Origin of the sequence: Verrucosispora sp. FIM060022 (assembly GCF_003977705.1) — a bacterium.
GTDB lineage: Bacteria > Actinomycetota > Actinomycetes > Mycobacteriales > Micromonosporaceae > Micromonospora > Micromonospora gifhornensis.
The window spans coordinates 48,893-67,928 of the sequence record NZ_RQIV01000008.1 but is presented as its reverse complement, the minus strand read 5'-3'; the positions used below and the strand labels follow the sequence as shown (position 1 = coordinate 67,928).

18 protein-coding genes and 1 riboswitch are annotated in these 19,036 nt (G+C 72.1%); of the genes, 16 read left to right on the top strand and 2 right to left on the bottom strand.

The genetic code is table 11. The features are described 5' to 3' along the window. Window positions 1–3: 3 nt before the first annotated feature. The 14 genes from EG812_RS20895 (at window position 4) to EG812_RS20830 (ending at window position 15,009) form a co-directional block, all read left to right on the top strand. Window positions 4–1,044, top strand: coding sequence for a quinone-dependent dihydroorotate dehydrogenase (locus tag EG812_RS20895; RefSeq protein WP_043723686.1), 1,041 nt, complete (start codon window positions 4–6; stop codon window positions 1,042–1,044). Between the two features lie 222 nt (window positions 1,045–1,266). Then, window positions 1,267–2,541, top strand: a complete 1,275-nt coding sequence (locus EG812_RS20890; protein ID WP_013732781.1) for an adenosylmethionine--8-amino-7-oxononanoate transaminase — start codon at window positions 1,267–1,269, stop codon at window positions 2,539–2,541. Between the two features lie 73 nt (window positions 2,542–2,614). Continuing rightward, the gene (gene pyrF / locus EG812_RS20885) at window positions 2,615–3,451 is read left to right on the top strand and encodes an orotidine-5'-phosphate decarboxylase (RefSeq protein WP_126712534.1); all 837 of its coding nucleotides are present in this window, start codon (window positions 2,615–2,617) and stop codon (window positions 3,449–3,451) included. A 171-nt stretch (window positions 3,452–3,622) separates the two neighbouring features. Further along, window positions 3,623–3,940 (top strand): integration host factor, actinobacterial type, encoded by a 318-nt coding sequence (gene mihF, locus EG812_RS20880; RefSeq protein ID WP_007458370.1) that lies wholly within the window; start codon window positions 3,623–3,625, stop codon window positions 3,938–3,940. A gap of 25 nt (window positions 3,941–3,965) precedes the next feature. Then, window positions 3,966–4,499 (top strand): nucleoside/nucleotide kinase family protein, encoded by a 534-nt coding sequence (locus EG812_RS20875; protein ID WP_043720334.1) that lies wholly within the window; start codon window positions 3,966–3,968, stop codon window positions 4,497–4,499. Between the two features lie 51 nt (window positions 4,500–4,550). Continuing rightward, complete coding sequence (gene rpoZ, locus EG812_RS20870) at window positions 4,551–4,814, top strand: DNA-directed RNA polymerase subunit omega (RefSeq protein WP_007075826.1); 264 nt, start codon at window positions 4,551–4,553, stop codon at window positions 4,812–4,814. A gap of 14 nt (window positions 4,815–4,828) precedes the next feature. Next, entirely contained in the window at window positions 4,829–6,055 is a 1,227-nt protein-coding gene (coaBC, locus tag EG812_RS20865; protein ID WP_126712533.1) for a bifunctional phosphopantothenoylcysteine decarboxylase/phosphopantothenate--cysteine ligase CoaBC, read from the top strand. 73 nt (window positions 6,056–6,128) lie between these two features. Continuing rightward, window positions 6,129–7,322: a methionine adenosyltransferase gene (gene metK, locus EG812_RS20860; protein WP_013732785.1), complete on the top strand. Its 1,194-nt coding sequence runs from the start codon at window positions 6,129–6,131 to the stop codon at window positions 7,320–7,322. 29 nt (window positions 7,323–7,351) lie between these two features. After that, the gene (locus EG812_RS20855) at window positions 7,352–9,382 is read left to right on the top strand and encodes a primosomal protein N' (protein WP_158632528.1); all 2,031 of its coding nucleotides are present in this window, start codon (window positions 7,352–7,354) and stop codon (window positions 9,380–9,382) included. 308 nt (window positions 9,383–9,690) lie between these two features. Next, window positions 9,691–10,674, top strand: coding sequence for an AAA family ATPase (locus EG812_RS20850; RefSeq protein WP_013732787.1), 984 nt, complete (start codon window positions 9,691–9,693; stop codon window positions 10,672–10,674). A gap of 118 nt (window positions 10,675–10,792) precedes the next feature. Beyond that, a complete protein-coding gene (locus tag EG812_RS20845) occupies window positions 10,793–12,061 on the top strand; it encodes a cytochrome P450 (RefSeq protein WP_013732788.1) in 1,269 nt (422 codons plus the stop codon). Window positions 12,062–12,104: 43 nt separating this feature from the next. Further along, window positions 12,105–12,665 carry a peptide deformylase gene (def, locus tag EG812_RS20840; RefSeq protein ID WP_013732789.1) on the top strand — a complete coding sequence of 187 codons (561 nt, stop codon included), beginning with the start codon at window positions 12,105–12,107 and terminating at the stop codon, window positions 12,663–12,665. 5 nt (window positions 12,666–12,670) lie between these two features. Next, window positions 12,671–13,597, top strand: coding sequence for a methionyl-tRNA formyltransferase (gene fmt / locus EG812_RS20835; protein ID WP_013732790.1), 927 nt, complete (start codon window positions 12,671–12,673; stop codon window positions 13,595–13,597). Between the two features lie 59 nt (window positions 13,598–13,656). Beyond that, window positions 13,657–15,009, top strand: coding sequence for an RsmB/NOP family class I SAM-dependent RNA methyltransferase (locus EG812_RS20830; protein WP_126712532.1), 1,353 nt, complete (start codon window positions 13,657–13,659; stop codon window positions 15,007–15,009). A 21-nt stretch (window positions 15,010–15,030) separates the two neighbouring features. On the opposite strand, the gene EG812_RS20825 is transcribed toward EG812_RS20830, so the two are convergent. Together EG812_RS20825 and EG812_RS20820 are read right to left on the bottom strand one after the other, a co-directional pair. Beyond that, on the bottom strand, window positions 15,031–15,915 hold the full coding sequence (locus EG812_RS20825; protein ID WP_102658447.1) for a septum formation family protein: 885 nt from the start codon (window positions 15,913–15,915) through the stop codon (window positions 15,031–15,033). A gap of 73 nt (window positions 15,916–15,988) precedes the next feature. After that, on the bottom strand, window positions 15,989–16,876 hold the full coding sequence (locus EG812_RS20820) for a septum formation family protein (RefSeq protein ID WP_013732793.1): 888 nt from the start codon (window positions 16,874–16,876) through the stop codon (window positions 15,989–15,991). A gap of 249 nt (window positions 16,877–17,125) precedes the next feature. On the opposite strand from EG812_RS20820, the gene rpe reads away from it, so the two are divergent. After that, entirely contained in the window at window positions 17,126–17,806 is a 681-nt protein-coding gene (gene rpe, locus EG812_RS20815) for a ribulose-phosphate 3-epimerase (RefSeq protein WP_013732794.1), read from the top strand. 1 nt (window position 17,807) lies between these two features. Then, on the top strand, window positions 17,808–18,788 hold the full coding sequence (locus EG812_RS20810) for a GGDEF domain-containing response regulator (RefSeq protein ID WP_013732795.1): 981 nt from the start codon (window positions 17,808–17,810) through the stop codon (window positions 18,786–18,788). A 58-nt stretch (window positions 18,789–18,846) separates the two neighbouring features. After that, a riboswitch (FMN riboswitch) is annotated at window positions 18,847–19,019 on the top strand. Window positions 19,020–19,036: the final 17 nt, after the last annotated feature.

Here is a 19,036-nt window from a genome sequence, read left to right as displayed (position 1 = left end):
AGCGTGATGTTTGAGCAGACGGTGCGGCGGGGGTTGTTCCGGGTCGGTGGCGGGGACGCCGAGGCGGCCCACGAGTGGACGCTGCGGCGGTTGAGCGCCCTGTCGCGGACGCCGGGGGCGTTGGCGGTGCTGCGTGCCCGGTACGCGGTGGCCGCACCCCGGACCGTGTTCGGGGTGCGCTTTCCGAACCCGGTGGGACTGGCCGCCGGGATGGACAAGGACGGGGTGGCGCTGCCGGCGTGGCCGGCGTTGGGCTTCGGGTTCGTCGAGGTCGGCACGGTGACGGCGTACCCGCAGCCGGGCAACCCCCGGCCCCGGCTGTTCCGGCTGCCGGACAGCGAGGCAGTGATCAACCGGATGGGCTTCAACAACGCCGGAGCCGAGGCCCTGGCGGCCCGGCTGGCGGCGTTGCCGCGCCCGTTGGGCGTACCGCTGGGGATCTCGCTCGGCAAGTCCAAGGTGACGCCGCTGGACGAGGCGGTGGCCGACTACCAGGCGTCGTACCGTGCGTTGCGCGGGCACGGCGACTACTTCGCGGTCAACGTCTCCTCGCCGAACACCCCCGGCCTGCGTGCCCTGCAGGACCGGGACCACCTGGACGCGCTGCTCGCCGCTCTGGTGGGGGAGAAGCCGGTGCTGGTGAAGATCGCCCCGGACCTGACCGAACCCGCCATCGCCGAACTGCTGGAGGTGTGCCTGGCCCGGGGTGCCGCAGGGGTGATCGCCACGAACACCACTTTGGGGCGCGACGGCCTCGCGCCGGGCGACCGACACCGCGCCGACGAGGCCGGCGGCCTGTCCGGTCGACCGCTGACCGACCGGGCCCGACAGGTGGTCGACTTCGTGCACCGGGAGACCGGTGGACGGCTGCCGATCATCGGGGTGGGTGGCATCGTGCACCCCGACGACGCCGCCCGGATGTTCGACGCCGGCGCCAGCCTGGTGCAGCTCTACACCGGGTTCATCTACCGAGGCCCGGCCCTGCCCCGCGCCGTCGCCCGGGCGGCGGCGACCGCACCGCGGGCGGCCACCACCACACCATGACCGATCACGGTGGGGCGGGCTGCGCCGGACCCGACGGCAGGCCGCGACGGGCCCGACCCACCTGTTCTTGGCCCCTTTGCTCTGCGCCAACCCACGCACCGGGTTTCGACCGGAACCGGTGCGTGCGGTGAAGCAGAGCAAAGGGGCCGAGGTGTACGAGCGACGGGTGCCGGGCGCGGGCCGTTCGCGGCACCGACGACCAGGTGCCGGAGGGGAGACCGGGTGACTCCGCAGGAGCTGCTCGCCGCCGACGCCGCGCACGTCTGGCATCCGTACGCGACCCTGCCGCCGGCTGTGCCGCCGTATCTGGTGGAGGCGGCCGAGGGGGTGCGGCTGCGGCTGGCCGACGGGCGTGAGCTGGTCGACGGGATGTCGTCGTGGTGGGCGGCGATCCACGGCTACCGGCATCCGGTGCTGGACGCGGCGGTGACCGACCAGCTGGGCCGGATGAGCCACGTCATGTTCGGCGGGTTGACCCACGCCCCGGCCGTCGAGTTGGCCCGCACGCTTGTCGAGTTGGCCCCCGACGGGCTGGAGCACGTGTTCCTGGCCGACTCGGGCTCGGTCAGCGTCGAGGTCGCGATCAAGATGTGCCTGCAGTACCAGCGGGCCACCGGCCGGCCGCAGCGGCGGCGGCTGGGCACCTGGCGCGGTGGCTACCACGGGGACACGTTCCACCCGATGAGCATCTGCGACCCCGAGGGCGGCATGCACCATCTCTGGGGCGACGTGCTGCCCCGGCAGGTCTTCGCGCCGGTGCCGCCGGGCGGCTTCGACACACCCCCCGACCCGGCGTACGAGGCGGCGCTCGTCGACGCGGTGCAGCGGCACGCCGACGAGTTGGCCGCGGTGATCGTCGAGCCGGTGGTGCAGGGCGCCGGTGGCATGCGGTTCCACCACCCCCACTACCTGAGGGTGCTGCGCGAGGTGACCCGGGCGCACGGGGTGTTGCTGATCTTCGACGAGATCGCCACCGGGTTCGGGCGTACCGGGACGATGTTCGCCGCCGAGCACGCGGGGGTCGTCCCGGACGTGATGTGTGTGGGCAAGGCCCTCACCGGCGGCTACCTGACCCTCGCCGCCGCGCTGTGCACCCCCGAGGTGGCGGCGGGCATCCGTACGGGTGGGGTGCTGGCACACGGCCCGACGTTCATGGGTAATCCGCTCGCCTGTGCGGTCGCCAACGCGTCGTTGGGGCTGCTGCGGGCGGGCGACTGGGCCGGGCAGGTGGCGAGGCTCCAGCGCCATCTGCGGGCCGGCCTGGAGCCGTTGCGCGGCCTGCCGGGCGTGGCCGATGTCCGGGTCCTCGGCGGCATCGGCGTGGTGCAACTCGACCACGAGGTCGACATGGCGGCCGCCACCGCCGCCGCGGTGGGCCAGGGGGTGTGGCTGCGCCCGTTCCGGGATTTGATCTACACGATGCCGCCGTACGTCACCGACGACGCTGACCTGGCCCGGATCGCGGCGGCTATCGGCGCGGCCGCCCGGGTCGCCTGAGTAACCGGTAGCCCGCAGAAGCCGAGTTTGAGTAGTCGGACAGGGCAGATTGAGCACTGAGAGGAAGGCACGGATGGAGAGCTTTGGCGCCCGGCTGCATCGGGCCGTTGGCGAGCGCGGCCCGCTCTGCGTCGGCATCGATCCGCACCCGGCACTGCTGGCCCGGTGGGGTCTGGCCGACGACGTGGACGGGCTCAGTCACTTCGCCGGGACGGTCGTCGACGCCCTCGGTGACCGGGTTGCGGTGGTCAAGCCGCAGTCGGCGTTCTTCGAGCGATTCGGGTCCCACGGGGTGGCGGTGCTTGAGTCAACTATCCGACAGTTGCGTGAGCGCGGCGCGCTCGTTCTGCTCGACGTCAAGCGTGGCGACATCGGCTCGACGGTCCAGGCGTACGCGTCGGCGTACCTCAACCCATCCAGCCCCATGCATGTCGACGCGATCACGGCAAGCCCATTCCTGGGGGTCGGATCGTTGGCCCCCATGTTCGAACTGGCCGCCGAACACGGCGGCGGGGTCTTCGTTCTGGCGCTCACCTCCAACCCCGAGGGCGCCTCGGTCCAGCGGGCCACGACCGCCGACGGACGCACCGTCGCGCAGACCGTGATTGACGAGATTTCGCAGCTCAACGTCGGTGCGGAGCCGCTCGGCAGCATCGGTGCGGTGGTCGGGGCGACGGTCGGCGAGACCGGCTGCGACCTGTCGGCGATGAACGGTCCGTTGCTCGCGCCGGGCCTCGGCGCGCAGGGTGCCACGGCGGCGGATCTCCGCGTCGTGTTCGGCTCGAGCCTGCCCGCCGTGCTGCCTTCGTACTCCCGAGAGGTGTTGGGAGCGGGCCCAGACCCGGAGGCTCTGCGGGCCGCAGCCGACCGGGCGGTAGTCGACTGCCGGGCCGCGCTCAAGCTGTCATGACTGACTGATGGCTCGGTCACTTTGTGGTGATCATCGCGCGCCCACGTTGCCGAAAGCTCCGTTGACCGCTAGTTTTCCCGGCGCTGGGAACCCCTGGGTTCACAGCGACACCACGTTTCACAGATGCGGCGGTGCGTCCCGCCCGTCGCGATAGGGACCTGAGGAGAACTGGTGCCGCTCCCGTCACTGACCCCCGAGCAGCGCGCAGCCGCGCTGGAGAAGGCTGCGGAGATCCGCAAAGCCCGTGCCGAGCTGAAGGAGCAGCTCAAGCAGGGCAAGACCACCCTCGGAGCCGTTCTCGAACGGGCCGAGTCCGACGACGTCGTCGGCAAGCTCAAGGTGTCGGCCGTGCTGCAGGCGATGCCGGGCATCGGCAAGATCCGGGCCACCCAGATCATGGAGAAGCTCAAGATCGCCGACAGCCGTCGCCTGCGTGGCCTCGGCGAGCAGCAGCGCAAGGCCCTGCTTGGGGAGTTCGCCGCCAACTGAGTGTGGCTGCGTGTAGAAACAAGCAGTGAGCTTGGATGACGAGACGCGCCCGGCGGCTCGGCTCACTGTCCTGGCTGGCCCATCCGGTGCCGGTAGGGAGAGTGTCGTCGAGTTGGTCCGGGCGCGTTCTCCGTCCGTGTGGCGGCCGATTCCGGTCACCACCCGCCCCCGACGTGAGGGCGAGCTGGACGGGGTCGATCGCCACTTCCTGACCCCTGAGCAGTTCGAGCGGCGCCTGGCCGCCGGTGACCTGTTGGAGTGGAGCCGGTTCGGTGCGCACCGCCGGGGCACCGAGATCGCCCCGTTGCGCAGCCGCATCGCCGCCGGCGTGCCGGTCCTGTTGCCCCTGGACCTCGACGGGGCGCTGCTGGTGCGGGCCGCCTGGCCGCAGGCCCGCCTGGTGTTGCTTCACCCACCCGGTCGGATGCCGGTTCCGACCGTGACGACGGCCTTCGACCACGCCGTCTCGTACGACCGCACTGAGCAGGTCGTGGACGAACTGGTAGGATTCATCGGTTCTTCCTTCCTGGCTCCGGCCCGGCCGCGCCTGCGCGGTTGAGCGCCGGCACCGCGTTCGCGCGGTCCGTGCGAAAGACGCAGAGGTTTATCCGTGGGATCCATCGCCAACCCAGAAGGCATCACCAACCCGCCGATCGATGAGCTCCTGGAGAAGACGACGTCGAAGTACGCTCTGGTCATCTTCGCGGCCAAGCGTGCGCGTCAGGTCAACGCCTACTACAGCCAGCTCGGCGAGGGTCTGCTCGAGTACGTCGGCCCGCTGGTCGAGACCACCCCTCAGGAGAAGCCGCTCTCCATCGCGATGCGTGAGATCAACGCGGGTCTGCTCACCGCTGAACCGACCGACCAGCCGTAACCGTTCCACGTTCGATGAACGCCCGGATCATCCTCGGGGTCGGCGGCGGGATCGCTGCGTACAAGGCGTGTGAACTGCTCCGACTGTTCACCGAGTCGGGCCACCAGGTCCGGGTCGTACCGACCGCCGCCGCGCTCCGGTTCGTCGGCGCGCCGACCTGGGCCGCGCTCTCCGGGCAACCGGTCGCCGAGGACGTCTGGTCCGACGTGCACGAGGTGCCGCACGTACGTCTCGGCCAGCAGGCGGACCTGGTGGTGGTCGCACCCACCACCGCCGACCTGCTGGCCAAGGCCGCCCAGGGCATCGCCGACGACCTACTCACCAACACCCTGCTCACGGCCCGCTGCCCGGTGGTGCTGGCACCGGCCATGCACACCGAGATGTGGGAGCATCCCGCCACCGTCGACAACGTGGCGACGCTACGACGTCGAGGGGTGCGGGTCATCGAGCCCGCGGTGGGACGGCTCACCGGGGCCGACACCGGCAAGGGTCGGCTGCCCGACCCGGCGGAGATCTTCGCGGTCGCCCGCCGGACCCTGGCCCGGGGTGTCGCCGCCCCGGCCGACCTGACCGGCCGGCACGTGGTGGTCACCGCCGGGGGCACCCGGGAGCCGCTGGACCCGGTGCGCTTCCTGGGTAACCGGTCCTCCGGCAAACAGGGCTACGCCTTCGCCCGCGCCGCGGTGGCCCGCGGCGCCCGGGTCACGTTGATCTCGGCCAACGTGTCGCTGCCCGATCCGGCCGGGGTCGACCTGATCCGGGTGGGCACCACCGCCGAGCTGCGGGACGCCACCCTGAAGGCCGCGGTCGAGGCCGACGCGGTGGTGATGGCGGCGGCGCCGGCCGACTTCCGGCCGGCGACCTACGCATCCGGCAAAATCAAGAAGACGGACGACGGGGTGGCGCCCACCATCGAACTGGTGACCAACCCGGACATCGCCGCCGAGCTGGGTCAGCGGCGGCGGCCGGAGCAGGTGCTGGTGGTCTTCGCCGCCGAGACCGGCGACGCCGAGGCCAACGGTCGGGCCAAGCTCGCCCGGAAACGGGCCGACCTCATCGTCATCAACGAGGTCGGGCCGGACAAGGTCTTCGGTGCCGACACGAACGCGGCCACCGTGATCGACGTGGACGGTTCGGTCACCCGGCTGGCCGAACAGTCCAAGGAGGATCTCGCCGACCAGGTGTGGGACCAGGTCGTCGTTAGGCTGGGCGGCGGCTCCTCCTTACGGGTGGACCGCTAGACGACCATCGACGTACCCGTACCTGTTGGTGACTACACTGCCGCCGAACGACATCCACTGACTTAGGAGTGCCGTGACACGCCGCCTATTTACGTCCGAATCGGTCACGGAAGGCCACCCGGACAAGATTGCCGACCAGATCAGCGACGGCATCCTCGACGCCCTCCTCAGCCAGGACCCGCACAGCCGGGTGGCGGTGGAGACCCTGATCACCACGGGTCAGGTGCATGTCGCTGGCGAGGTGACCACCAAGGCCTACGCCGACATCCCCACGATCGTGCGGGAAACCATCCTCGGCATCGGCTACGACTCGTCGAAGAAGGGCTTCGACGGCGCCTCGTGCGGTGTCAGCGTCTCCATCGGCTCCCAGTCACCGGACATCGCCCAGGGTGTCGACAACGCCTTCGAGCTGCGTACCGGCGCGTCGGAGAGCGCGCTCGACGCGCAGGGCGCCGGCGACCAGGGCATGATGTTCGGCTTCGCCTGCTCCGAGACGCCCGAGCTGATGCCGCTGCCGATCGCCCTGGCGCACCGGCTGGCGCGTCGCCTCGCCGCGGTCCGCAAGGACGGCACCGTCCCCTACCTGCGGCCCGACGGCAAGACCCAGGTCACCATCGAGTACGAAGGGCTGCGGCCGGTACGCCTCAACACCGTCGTCGTCTCCAGCCAGCACGCCGCGGACATCTCGCTGGAGTCGCTGCTCACGCCGGACGTGCGTGACCACGTCATCGCCCCGGAGCTGGAGAGCCTCGGCCTGGACACCGACGGCTACCGGCTGCTGGTCAACCCGACCGGGCGCTTCGAGATCGGTGGCCCGATGGGCGACGCCGGCCTGACCGGCCGGAAGATCATCGTGGACACCTACGGCGGTTACGCCCGCCACGGCGGTGGCGCCTTCTCGGGCAAGGACCCGTCGAAGGTCGACCGCTCGGCCGCGTACGCGATGCGGTGGGTGGCCAAGAACGTGGTCGCCGCCGGCCTGGCCGAGCGGTGCGAGGCGCAGGTCGCCTACGCCATCGGCAAGGCGCACCCGGTGAGCCTGTTCATCGAGACGTTCGGCACCGAGACCGTGCCGGTGGCCTCGATCGAGAAGGCGGTGACCGAGGTCTTCGACCTGCGTCCGGCCGCCATCATCCGGGACCTGCACCTGCTGCGCCCGATCTACGCGCAGACCGCCGCCTACGGTCACTTCGGCCGGGAACTGCCGGAGCTGACCTGGGAGAGCACCGACCGGGCCGCCGACCTCAAGTCGGCCGCGGGAGCCTGACCGGCACCAGGCGAGACGACCGGCGGCCCGTGGACGGGTCGCCGGTCGCTCGTGTCTGCGTCGACGTGCCGCTGCCCCACCTGGATCGCCCCTTCGACTACCTGGTGTCGCACGGGCTGGGCGAGGACGCGCGGCCCGGCGTACGGGTGAAGGTGCGCTTCGCCGGCCAGCAGGTCGACGGCTGGCTGCTGGAACGCCTCGACCACTCCGATCATCCCCGGCTGGCGTACCTGGAGAAGGTGGTTTCGCCGGTGCCGGTGCTCGCCCCGGAGGTGCTCCGGCTGGCCCGCGCGGTCGCCGACCGGTACGCCGGCAGCCTCGCCGACGTGCTGCGTCTGGCGATCCCACCCCGGCACGCGCGGGTGGAGAAGGAGTTCCTTCCCCGCACCGACGCCACCGCGCCGCCCACCCCGCCCACCGGACCGGTTTCCGCTTCCACCGGAGCCGTTTCCACTTCCGTCGGGCCGCCGATGCCGGCCGTCGCGGCCGATGGACCGGTCGGACCCGTCGAGCCGGGCGGCTGGCGGGACTACCCGGCCGGGCCGGCGCTGCTGCGGGCCCTCGCGGACGGTCGCCCGGCCCGGGCCGTCTGGTCGGCATTGCCGGGCGAGGACTGGGCGGCGAGGTACGCCACCGCGGTCGCCGCGACCGTGGCCGCCGGCCGGGGCGCGCTGGTCGTGGTCCCCGACGGTCGGGACCTGGATCGGCTGGACGCCGCGTTGACCGCGACCCTCGGGCCGGACCGGCACGTCTGCCTCTCCGCCGCGCTCGGTCCGGCCCGCCGCTATCGCGCCTTCCTCACCGCCCGCCACCACGATGCGCCGGTGGTCATCGGCACCCGGGCCGCGATGTTCGCCCCGGTGGCCCGGCTGGGCCTGGTGGCGATCTGGGACGACGGCGACGACCTGCACGCCGAGCCGCGGGCACCGTACCCGCACGCTCGTGAGGTGTTGCTCACCCGCGCCCAGCTCGACGAGGCCGCGGCACTGGTCGGCGGCTACGCCCGCACCGCCGAGGCGCAACTGCTGGTGGAGACCGGGTGGGCCCGCGAGGTGGTGGCGGCCCGGGAGGTGCTGCGGGCCCGTGCCCCGGCGGTGGCGCCGACCGGTGACGACCCTCAGCTGGCCCGTGATCCGGCGGCGGCGACCGCCCGGCTGCCCAGCCTGGCCTGGACCGCTGCCCGGGAGGCGCTGCGGGCGGAGTCTCCGGTGCTGGTGCAGGTGCCCCGACGCGGTTACCTGCCGTCGGTGGCCTGTGACGACTGTCGTACCCCGGCACGTTGTGTGCACTGCGCCGGGCCGTTGGCGCTGCCGTCCGCCGGGGGGACTCCGGCCTGTCGTTGGTGCGGACGGGTGGCGGCCGCGTACGCCTGCCCGCACTGCGGTGGGCGGCGGCTGCGGGCCTCGGTCACCGGGGCCCGACGGACCGCCGAGGAACTGGGGCGGGCCTTTCCCGGCGTGCCGGTGCGCACCTCCGGACGGGAGGAGGTGCTGGCGGACGTTCCCGGCGGCGCCGGACTGGTGATCGCCACCCCGGGTGCCGAGCCGGTCGCCGAGGGTGGCTACGGGGCGGTGCTGCTGCTGGACACCTGGGCCCTGCTCACCCGAGCCGACCTGCGCGCGGGGGAGGAGGCGCTGCGGCGGTGGGCGGCGGCGGCCGCGTTGGCCAGGCCGGCCGCCGACGGGGGTCGGGTCGTGGTGGTGGCCGATGGCGCGCTCGCCCCCGTGCAGGCGCTGCTGCGCTGGGATCCCGCCTGGTTCGCCGCCCGCGAGCTGGCCGAGCGGCGGGAACTCGGCTTTCCGCCGGCCGTGCGGATGGCCAGCCTGACCGGTGCCCCGGATGCCGTGGCCGACCTGTTGGCGCAGGCGCGCCTGCCCGAGGAGGCGCAGTTGCTCGGTCCGGTGCCTGCCGACGGTGACCGGGAGCGGATGCTCGTCCGGGTGCCCCGGGCGCGGGCGGCGGCGCTGGCCGAGGCGTTGCACGCGGCGGCCGGGGTGCGCAGCGCCCGGAAGGCGGCCGATCCGGTACGCCTGCAGGTCGACCCGCTCGCGATGTTCTGACGCCACCCGCCCACGCCCTGCGCCGTCCGTGCGTTCAGGTTTGTGTGGCGGCCGACACGGCAATTATCTGCCATATGTGAGGGTGTCATTGCCGTGCGTGTCGATGGCGCGCGTCGGTGGTCGTGTCTTCGGGGCCGCCGTACCGAAGGTGATAGAGTCGCCCGTCATGCCGGGGCGGACGACAGCTCCAGGTCACGGCGCGGCGGCAGGCGCGCAAGGGTAGGGGTTGTCGCAGGGCGGCGCGACCGCGTCGGTCCGGCGCGATATCGATGCTTCCAAATCAGCCGGTTATCAGGGGTGGGCCAGTCGTGACCGTTCGTCAGTCGATCGTCTTCAACGGTGACCTCGGTAGCGGCAAGAGCACCGTGTCGGTGGAGATCGCCAAGCGGTTGGGGTTGCGCCGGGTCAGCGTCGGCGACCTCTACCGGCAGATGGCCCAGGAGCGTCAGATGACCGCGCTCCAGCTCAACCTGCACGCCGAGCTGGACCAGGCCGTCGACGGCTATGTCGACCAGCTCCAGCGCGACATCGCCGCCTCCGGTGAGAGCCTCGTCATGGACTCGCGGTTGGCCTGGCACTTCTTCACCGACGCGCTCAAGGTGCACATGATCACCGAGCCGGGTGAGGCGGCCCGCCGGGTGCTGCTGCGCCCCTCCGGGCCGGCGGAGAGCTACACCTCGCTGGAGGAGGCCAAGGCCAAGCTCCGGGAACGCAGCGAGAGCGAGCGGGGTCGGTTCCTGGTCCGCTACGGCGTGGACAAGGCCCGGCTGCGTAACTACGACCTGGTCTGCGACACCACCCGGGCCCCCGCCGACGAGGTGATCGAGCGCATCGTCGACGTGTACGAGGGTCGGCTCGCCCCCGAGGTGCTGCGCACCGCGCCGCCGCTGCTGCTGCTCGACCCGGCGCGGGTCTACCCGACCGAGGACGTCGCCGGTCTGCGTGGCCTGTGGGACTCGACGGACGTCGGGGCGGTGGCCGAGGCCGGCGAGACGGGGCTGGAGCCGCTGGAGCTGGGCTACACCGGCGAGTACTTCTTCGTGATCAACGGGCACCGTCGGCTCAGCGCCGCCCTGCGCAACGGCTTCCGGCTGGTGCCCGGCCGGCTGGTCGCCGAGGTCGACGAGCCGGTGGTGGGCACCACGAGCGCGGTCGACTTCTTCGCCGCCCAGGCCCGCCCCAGCCTGATCCACGACTGGGAGGCGGCCCACGACATCCGTCTGCCGCTGCCCGAGCACGCCCTGCTCGCCGGGGACGCGGTGCTGGCCGGGGAGCCCGGCGGCCTCGGCTGACCACTGGGCCGGCGTGCTGACCATTCGGGCGGCGCGCTGATAGATCACCCGGCGCGGTGCGCGCCGGGTGGCGTGCGGTGGGCATGATGAAGCCTTCCGGCACACCGGGAGGCCAGCCATGGACCCTGCGGAGACCTTCGCCACCCTCATGTCGCCCGAGGGACGCCTCGACCCCTATCCGGCGTACGAGCGGCTGCGTGCCCACGGGCCGGTGGTCCAGACCGGTCCGGGCGTGTACGCGGTCACCGGCTATCCCGAGGTCGACGAACTCCTGCGGGACCCCCGGATGCGGGTCTCCGACGACAAGTGGCGCGACATGATGCTGCCGCAGTGGCGCGACAGCCCGGCCCTGTCCACGATCGCCCGGTCGATGCTGGAGACCAACCCGCCGGATCACAGCCGGATGCGCCGACTCGCCGCCGGGGCCTTCACCCCACGCCGGATCGCGGCCATGCGGGACGTGGTGGCCGCCCAGGCCGACGAGTTGATCGAGGCGATGGCGTCGGCCGGCCGTGGCGGCCGACCCGTCGACTTCATGGCCGACTTCGCCTATCCGCTGCCGGTGGCGGTGATCTGCGCGCTGCTCGGGGTACCCGCCGCCGACCGTCCGCTGTTCCGGCGGTGGGCGGCCGATCTGACCGGCGTCCTGGAACCCGAGATCACCTGGGACGAACTGGTGGTCGCCGACGCGGGTGCCACCGAGCTGGTCGGCTACTTCACCGAGCTGGTGGCGGCGCGTCGACGCAGGCCGGCCGACGACCTGACCACCGCTCTGGTGCAGGCGCACGACGCCGGTGACCGGCTCACCGGCGACGAGCTGCTGGCCAACCTCGTGGTTCTGCTCGTCGCGGGCTTCGAGACCACCACCAATTTGCTGGGCAACGGTCTGGCGGTGCTGCTGGCCCATCGCGGCGCCGCCGACGTGCTGCGACGCCACCCGGAGCACGCCCCGGCGTACGTCGACGAACTGCTCCGCTACGACTCGCCCGTGCAACTGACCAGCCGTACCAGCAGCGAGACGCTGCGCGCCGGTGGGGTGGAGCTGCCGGCCGGCAGTTGGGTGCTGCTGCTGCTCGGGGCGGCCAACCGCGATGCCCGGCGCTACCCCGACCCGGCCCGCTTCGACCCGTGGCGGGCGCTGCTGAGCCCGTTGTCCTTCGGGGCCGGCCCGCACTACTGTCTGGGGGCCGGGTTGGCCCGGTTGGAGGGGCAGGTTGCCTTCACCCGGCTGCTGCGCCGGCTGCCCGCGCTGGCGTTGTCGGGTACGCCCCGGCGCCGGTCGCGGCTGACCCTGCGCGGGTACGAGACGCTGCCGGTCACCGTGGGTGAGCTGGCCCCGGTCGCCGATCATGGTGCGCCGGTCGGGGCGACCCCGGACACTCCGTAGACTGGTACGGCACCACCGCCCGCCCGTTAAGGAGTCAACCCGCGTGACCGTCCAGCCCATCCGTCTGTTCGGCGATCCGGTGCTGCGCACGCCGGCCGATCCGGTTGTCGATTTCGACGTGGAGCTGCGCAAGCTCATCGCCGACCTGACCGACACCATGCGTGACAGCGCCGGGGCGGGGCTCGCCGCGCCACAGCTCGGTGTGGGCCTGCGGGTGTTCACCTTCGACGTCGATGACGTGGTGGGTCACCTGGTGAACCCGGTGCTGGAGTTTCCCGACGCCGAGGAGCAGGACGGCCCGGAGGGCTGCCTGTCCATCCCCGGGATGTACTTCGACACCAAGCGCCGGCAGAACGTGATCGCCAAGGGCTTCAACGGCTACGGCGACCCGCTGCAGATCGTCGGCACCGGCCTGATGGCCCGCTGCGTGCAGCACGAGACCGACCACCTCGACGGTGTGCTGTTCATCGACCGGCTGGACCCGGCCGGTCGCAAGGAGGCGATGAAGGCGATCCGCCAGGCCGAGTGGTACGACGACGGCGCCCCGCCCACGGTCAAGGTGAGCCCGCACGCCGCCGGCAGCCCCTTCGGTCTGGGGCGGTGACCGGGATGCGTGTGATCTTCGCCGGAACCCCGGCCGTGGCCGTACCCGCCCTCGCCGCCGTCGCCGAGTCCCGGCACGAGCTGATCGCCGTGGTGACCCGCCCCGACGCGCCGGCCGGTCGCGGCCGTGGCCTGGTTCGTTCCCCCGTGGGTGCCTGGGCCGACGAGCACGGCGTCGAGGTGCTCACCCCGGCCCGTCCGCGTGAGCCGGAGTTCCTGGAGCGGCTGCGCGACCTCGCCCCGGACTGCGTGCCGGTGGTGGCCTACGGCGCGCTGGTGCCGCCGGCCGCGCTGGAGATTCCCCGACTGGGCTGGGTGAACCTGCACTTTTCGCTGCTGCCCGCCTGGCGCGGTGCCGCACCCGTGCAGCACGCGGTGCTGCACGGCGACGAACTCACCGGTGCCAGCGTCTTCCAGTTGGAGGAAGGGCTGGACACCGGTCCGGTCTACGGCACGCTGACCGACGAGATCCGGCCCGCTGACACCTCCGGTGACCTGCTGGAGCGCCTGGCGCAGTCCGGCGCCGGGCTGCTGGTGGCGGTGCTGGACGCGTTGGCCGACGGCACCGCCCGCGCCGAGCCGCAGCCCGCCGACGGGGTGACCCTGGCACCGAAGCTGACCGTGGAGGATGCTCGGGTCCGCTGGTCCGACCCCGCCTTCGCGGTCGACCGTCGGATCCGTGCCTGCACCCCCGCGCCCGGGCCGTGGACGACGTTCCGGGGCGAGCGGGTGAAGTTGGGACCGGTCGTCGCGGCACCGGACGCCGACGCCCTCAAGCCCGGGGAGCTGAAGGTGGAGAAGTCGCGGGTGCTGGTCGGCACGGCCACCGTCCCGGTTCGCCTCGGCGAGGTGCGGGCGGCAGGCAAGCGGGCCATGCCGGCGACCGACTGGGCGCGCGGCGTTCGGGTCAGTGCTGGGGAGGAACTGGCGTGAGGGACACCGCGCCCCGCGGGGGAACGGACCGTCGGGGCGCACGCCCTGCGCGTCCGACGGTGGACCGCCCCCGGTACGCCGCGTACCAGGCCGTGGCCGCGGTCAACCGGGACGACGCGTACGCCAATCTGGTGCTGCCGTCGATCCTGCGCGAGGAGGGGCTGTTCGGGCGCGATGCCGCCTTCGCCACCGAGCTGACCTACGGCACGCTGCGGCACTCCGGCACCCTCGACGCGATTCTCACCTCGGCCGCCGGTCGGGACGTGCAGCGCATCGACCCGCCGGTCCGCGACGCGCTGCGCATCGGCGCGTACCAGCTGCTGCACACCCGGGTGCCGGCGCACGCGGCGGTCTCCTCGACCGTCGACCTGGTCCGGATGGTCGGTCAGGGCGCCACCGGTTTCGCCAACGCGGTGCTGCGCGAGGTCGCCGCGTGTGACCTGGACACGTGGGTGTCCCGCCTCGCCCCGTCGATGGAGACCGACCCGATCGGTCACCTGGCTCTCGCCCACAGTCATCCACAGTGGATCGTCCGGGCGTTCTCCGAGGCGCTCGACGGCGACCTCGGCGAGACCACCCGGCTGCTGATCGAGGACAACGAACGCCCACCGGTGCACCTGTGCGCCCGCCCGGGTCTCGCCGACCCGGTCGAGCTCGCCGACGCCTCCGGTGGCGCGCCCGGCGCCTTCTCGCCGTACGCCGTCTATCTCGGTGGCGGTGCACCCGGCGACGTGGCGGCGGTGGCCGACGGGCGCGCCCACGTCCAGGACGAGGGTTCCCAGCTCGTCGCCAACGCTCTGGCGGTGGCGCCGATCGACGGCCCGGACGGCCGCTGGCTCGACCTGTGCGCCGGGCCGGGCGGCAAGGCGGGGCTGCTCGGCGCGCTCGCCGCGCAACGCGACGCGCGAGTGACCGCGGTGGAGGTGGCCGAGCATCGGGCGCGCCTGGTCGAGGGTGCCACCCGTGGCCTGCCGGTGACCGTGTTGCACACCGACGGGCGGCTGGTCGGTGCCGAGCCGAAGCTGCCCGAGGGGCACTTCGACCGGGTGCTGGTCGACGCCCCGTGCACCGGTCTGGGTTCGCTGCGTCGCCGTCCGGAGTCGCGGTGGCGGCGTCAGCCCTCGGACCTGCCGGCGTTGACCCGGTTGCAGCGCGAGTTGCTCACCGCAGGGCTCCGTGCGGTCCGCCCGGGTGGCGTGGTGGCCTACGTGACCTGTTCCCCGCACACCGTGGAAACTCATGTGACGGTCACCGAGGCGGCCCGCCGATCCGGCGCCTCGGTGGACTTCGTCGACGCCCGGCCGTTGTTGCCGGCGGGCATGCCGGGGCTGGGGGACGGGCCGACGGTGCAGCTGTGGCCGCATCGGCACGGCACCGACGCGATGTTCCTCGCCGTGCTGCGCCGCAGCTGAGGCCGAGCCCGGCCGGTCGCCTCAGGTGATCGGCAGGGCTCGGCTGCCGGCGCCCTTCATCGAACGGGTGAGGACGCGCTCGCCGCTCCACAGGAAGCACTGCACGCCCCGGTTGCCGCTGTGCCACCCGGTCTCGCTGGGGTGGTAGAAGATGGTGCCGACGCGGTACTGGACGTTGTCGTCGTCCGGCACCTTGGCGAACTTCGCGACCAGGCTGCGGCAGTTGCGATGGGTCCGCTCGGCGTTGTCCAGGAAAGCCCGATAGCTGCTGTTCGGCGCCTTCCAGACGCCGACGAACTCGGCCCGGTGCCGCGCCGTGCACTTCACGGCGACCATCTCGGTGACCTCGTCGTCGCTGGTCTTGGCGTCGAAGCAACCATGCCGCAGCGGCGACGGCCCGGCCAGGGCCCCGGACAGGCTGGCTGTGCGTTCTACCGGGATCGGGGCGTCCAGGCCACGGTCTTCGGTCACGTCGCAGCGGAACCAGCGTGCTCCGCCGGTCCATGCCGCCGGTGCGGGGAAGACGACGCTCATCCCGATCCGGCCGCTCCGCCAGTCGGCCCCCAGGGCCGTACGCACCTCACGGTCGCACTCGGCGAAGGCGGTACGCATCGGGTCGCTGTCGTATCCCGGTGGCGTCGGTGTGTCGGCCGAGGGCAGCGTACCGACGTGCAGGGTCTCGGCCCGGTGCGGCTGATCGCAGTCCACCGGGGCGTACGCGCGGACATAGCCGATCGCCTCCGGCTGGGCGTGACACGTCGGCGACTCAGGGGTGAACACGGCGGGCGCGGCCATCGGTGCCCAGTCGTCGCTGAGGTCGCCGTCGATCCCGGCCGGCTTCGTGCAGCCGGCCAGCGCCAGCGTCACCACCGTGCCCAGCGCGATTCCGGTCAGCCATCGTCGCATCCCCGTCGGCCCTCCCGCCGTCCGCGCTCGCCCCGCCCGCCGGCTCGCGCAGCGGCAGCATACGGCACGGTGATCAGGTCACGGGGAGTCCCTGCGGGCCGACCCCCCGCATCGAACCGGTGAGCTTGCGATCATCGCTCCACAACAGACAGCGCACCCCCCGGTCGCCCTCCTCCCACTCGCGCTGCGACGGCGGGTAGAAGATCGAGCCGGCGCGGTAGGGCAGGTCGGAGTTGTTGGGTACGTCCGCGTACTCGGCGATCAGCGACATGCAACGGCGGTGTGCCTGGCCGGCCGAGTTGGTGAACTCCTCCCAGGTCATGTCCTGCTCGGTGTACACCCCGACGAACTCGGCGCCGTGCGGTTCGGTGCACAGCACCGGCGCCATGTAGTTCAGGCTGTTGCCGATGAGCTTGGGGTCGAAGCAGCGGTGCACCAGCGGTGAGTCGCCGATCAGCGCCCCGCGCAGGCTGCCGGTGCGGTTGACCGGCCGGGTGTTGTCGATGCTGTCGGTCTCACTCAGGTCGCAGCGGAACCAGCGCGCGCCGCCGTTCCAGGCCGACACCGACGGCAGGGCGATGTTCAGGGTCAGGCGGGCGACGTGCCAGTCGCCGCCGAGCACCAGCCGGGCCCGCTGGTCGCACTCGGCCCGCGCGGTGCGCAGCGCCGCGGAACCGGGCTCGGGTCGAGGACCGTTGGCCGCCCGTCCGGTGAACGCGCCGACGTGCACCGCCTCGGCCAGATGGTTGCGCGCGCAGTCGACCGTCTCGTAGGTGCTCGCCTGCACGATCGCGGTGACCCGCGGCAGGCAGGCGTCGGTGGCCGGGACGAACATCGTCGGCACGCGCAGCGCGGGCCAGTCGTCGGTGAGGTCGCCGTCCGTCGCGCCCTGCCGTACACAGCCACTCAGTGCAATCGCAGCCGCGCTCGCCAACGCCAGCGCTGCGAACCACCGTCGCATCGTCCGCCCTTTCCGGGAGTCGGTGCCCGGCTGTCGGCTCCCGTGCCAACCGGCCTGCACGTTACCGTCACCGTCCCGGATGGAGTGTCGCCGCGATTTCCCCGTCTGGCCAGTCGGGACCACCTGCACACCGTGCCATCGCCTCCGGCGGGTGCCATTCTGCACCATTGGTCACCTCTGGGTCACGCGGTGTCCGTCAGATGGTGCCGTGCTGCCGGTGGTCGGTGGCCGCCTTCGTACACTGGCCGCGTGACCGTACCGCCGCTGATCGTCGCGCCGAGCATCCTCGCCGCTGATTTCGCCCGCCTCGCCGAAGAGGTCCGTGCCGTCGAGAACGCCGCGGACTGGTTGCACGTCGATGTGATGGACAACCACTTCGTGCCGAACCTGACCATCGGGTTGCCGGTCGTGCAGAGCCTGCGCGCCGCCACCGAACTCCCCTTCGACGTCCACCTGATGATCGAGGATCCGCAGCGGTGGGCGCCCGGCTACGCCGACGCCGGCGCCTACAACGTCACCTTCCACGCCGAGGCGTGTGACGATCCGGTGGCGCTGGCCAAGGACCTGCGTGCCGCCGGCGCCAAGGCGGGGCTGGCGATCGACCGGGACACCCCGATCGAGCCGTACCTGGACCTGCTGCCGAACTTCGACACGCTGCTGGTGATGACCATCAAGGCCGGGTTCGGTGGTCAGCGGTTCATCCCGCAGCTGCTGGACAAGGTCCGCGCCGTCCGCCGGCACCGGGACGCCGGCCATCTGGAACTGCGCATCGAGGTCGACGGGGGGATCGCCGCCGACACCATCGAGCAGGCCGCGGCGGCCGGTGCCGACGCGTTCGTCGCGGGCACCGCGGTCTACGGCGCCGACGATCCGGCCGAGGCGGTACGCCGGCTGCGGCAGTTGGCGGAGCGCGCGGCCGACGGGCAGTGAGGTGGAGGCCGCCGGTGACCGCAGGGACGTGATCCTCGTCGTCGACGACGACGAGGACATCGCCCGTTTCGTCGAGTTCAACCTGCGGCTGCACGGTTTCGACGTCATGCTGGCCAGCGACGGTCAGGAGGCGTTGGAGCTGATCGAACGTCAGCGTCCGGATCTCGCCGTGGTGGACCTGATGATGCCTCGCATCGACGGTCTGGAGCTGACCCGGCGGCTGCGGGCCGACCCGATGACCGCGGTCCTGCCGGTGATCATGTTGACCGCCAAGGGGATGACCCAGGACAAGGTCAACGGGCTCAGCGCGGGCGCGGACGACTATCTGGTCAAGCCCTTCGACACACTGGAACTGCTGGCCCGGGTCACCTCGACGTTGCGCCGCAACAAGGAGTTCCGCGAGGTCTCCCCGCTGACCGGGCTGCCGGGCAACAGCCGCATCCGCCGGGAGATCGCCGACCGGGTCCGCAGCGGCACCGACTACGCGGTCGGGTACATCGACATCGACCGGTTCAAGAGCGTCAACGACCGGTACGGGTTCGTCCGCGGCGACGACTTCATCGCCGCGTTGGCCCGGACCCTGCACCAGGCGGTGGTCTCGGTGGCGCCGCCGCCGGCCTTCCTCGGTCACGTCGGCGGTGACGACTTCGTGTTCGTCTGTACCCCGGATCAGGTTCTGGCGTTGACGTCCCGAGTTTCCGCAGATTTCGAGAAGGCGGCGGACGCGCTGTACGACCCCACGGACCGCGAACGGGGGTATGTGGAGCTGAAGGACCGGCGCGGAAACATGCGAAAAGCGGCTTTGGTGACGCTGTCCATCGGGGTCTGCGTTTCCGACGCCGACAAGCGTCTGACCAGCCCACTTGAGGCGATGACCATCGCCTCGGAGATGAAGAGCGTGGCCAAGAGCCAGCCCGGTTCGTACGTGGCGGTGGATCGTCGGCGCGGCGTCTCCGATCCGAATCAGCGTCATGTGAAGTAGCTCGCCGCTCTGGCCAAACCACCCACTCGCCGTGTAAGACTTTCCCTCAGTACCCACCACGCGCTGGCGGGACTCGGTGTAATTCCGAACCGGCGGTGATCCACGGTCCGACCGTGGTAAGCCCGCGACCCGGGAGCGGTTCGTCCGCCCGGTGGACCTGGTGAGAATCCGGGGCCGACGGTTGGGTGCGGCCCGTCCGCGCCCAGACAGTCCGGATGGGAGACAGCGCGCGGATCGGAAGGGGTCGG

Excerpts from the sequence above, each read along its gene's own strand:
- pyrF (WP_126712534.1), top strand. The coding sequence starts at position 2,615 with ATGGAGAGCTTTGGCGCCCGGCTGCATCGGGCCGTTGGCGAGCGCGGC.
- coaBC (WP_126712533.1), top strand. The coding sequence starts at position 4,829 with ATGAACGCCCGGATCATCCTCGGGGTCGGCGGCGGGATCGCTGCGTAC.
- EG812_RS20845 (WP_013732788.1), top strand. The coding sequence starts at position 10,793 with ATGGACCCTGCGGAGACCTTCGCCACCCTCATGTCGCCCGAGGGACGC.
- fmt (WP_013732790.1), top strand. The coding sequence starts at position 12,671 with ATGCGTGTGATCTTCGCCGGAACCCCGGCCGTGGCCGTACCCGCCCTC.
- EG812_RS20825 (WP_102658447.1), bottom strand. The coding sequence starts at position 15,915 with ATGCGACGATGGCTGACCGGAATCGCGCTGGGCACGGTGGTGACGCTG.
- EG812_RS20820 (WP_013732793.1), bottom strand. The coding sequence starts at position 16,876 with ATGCGACGGTGGTTCGCAGCGCTGGCGTTGGCGAGCGCGGCTGCGATT.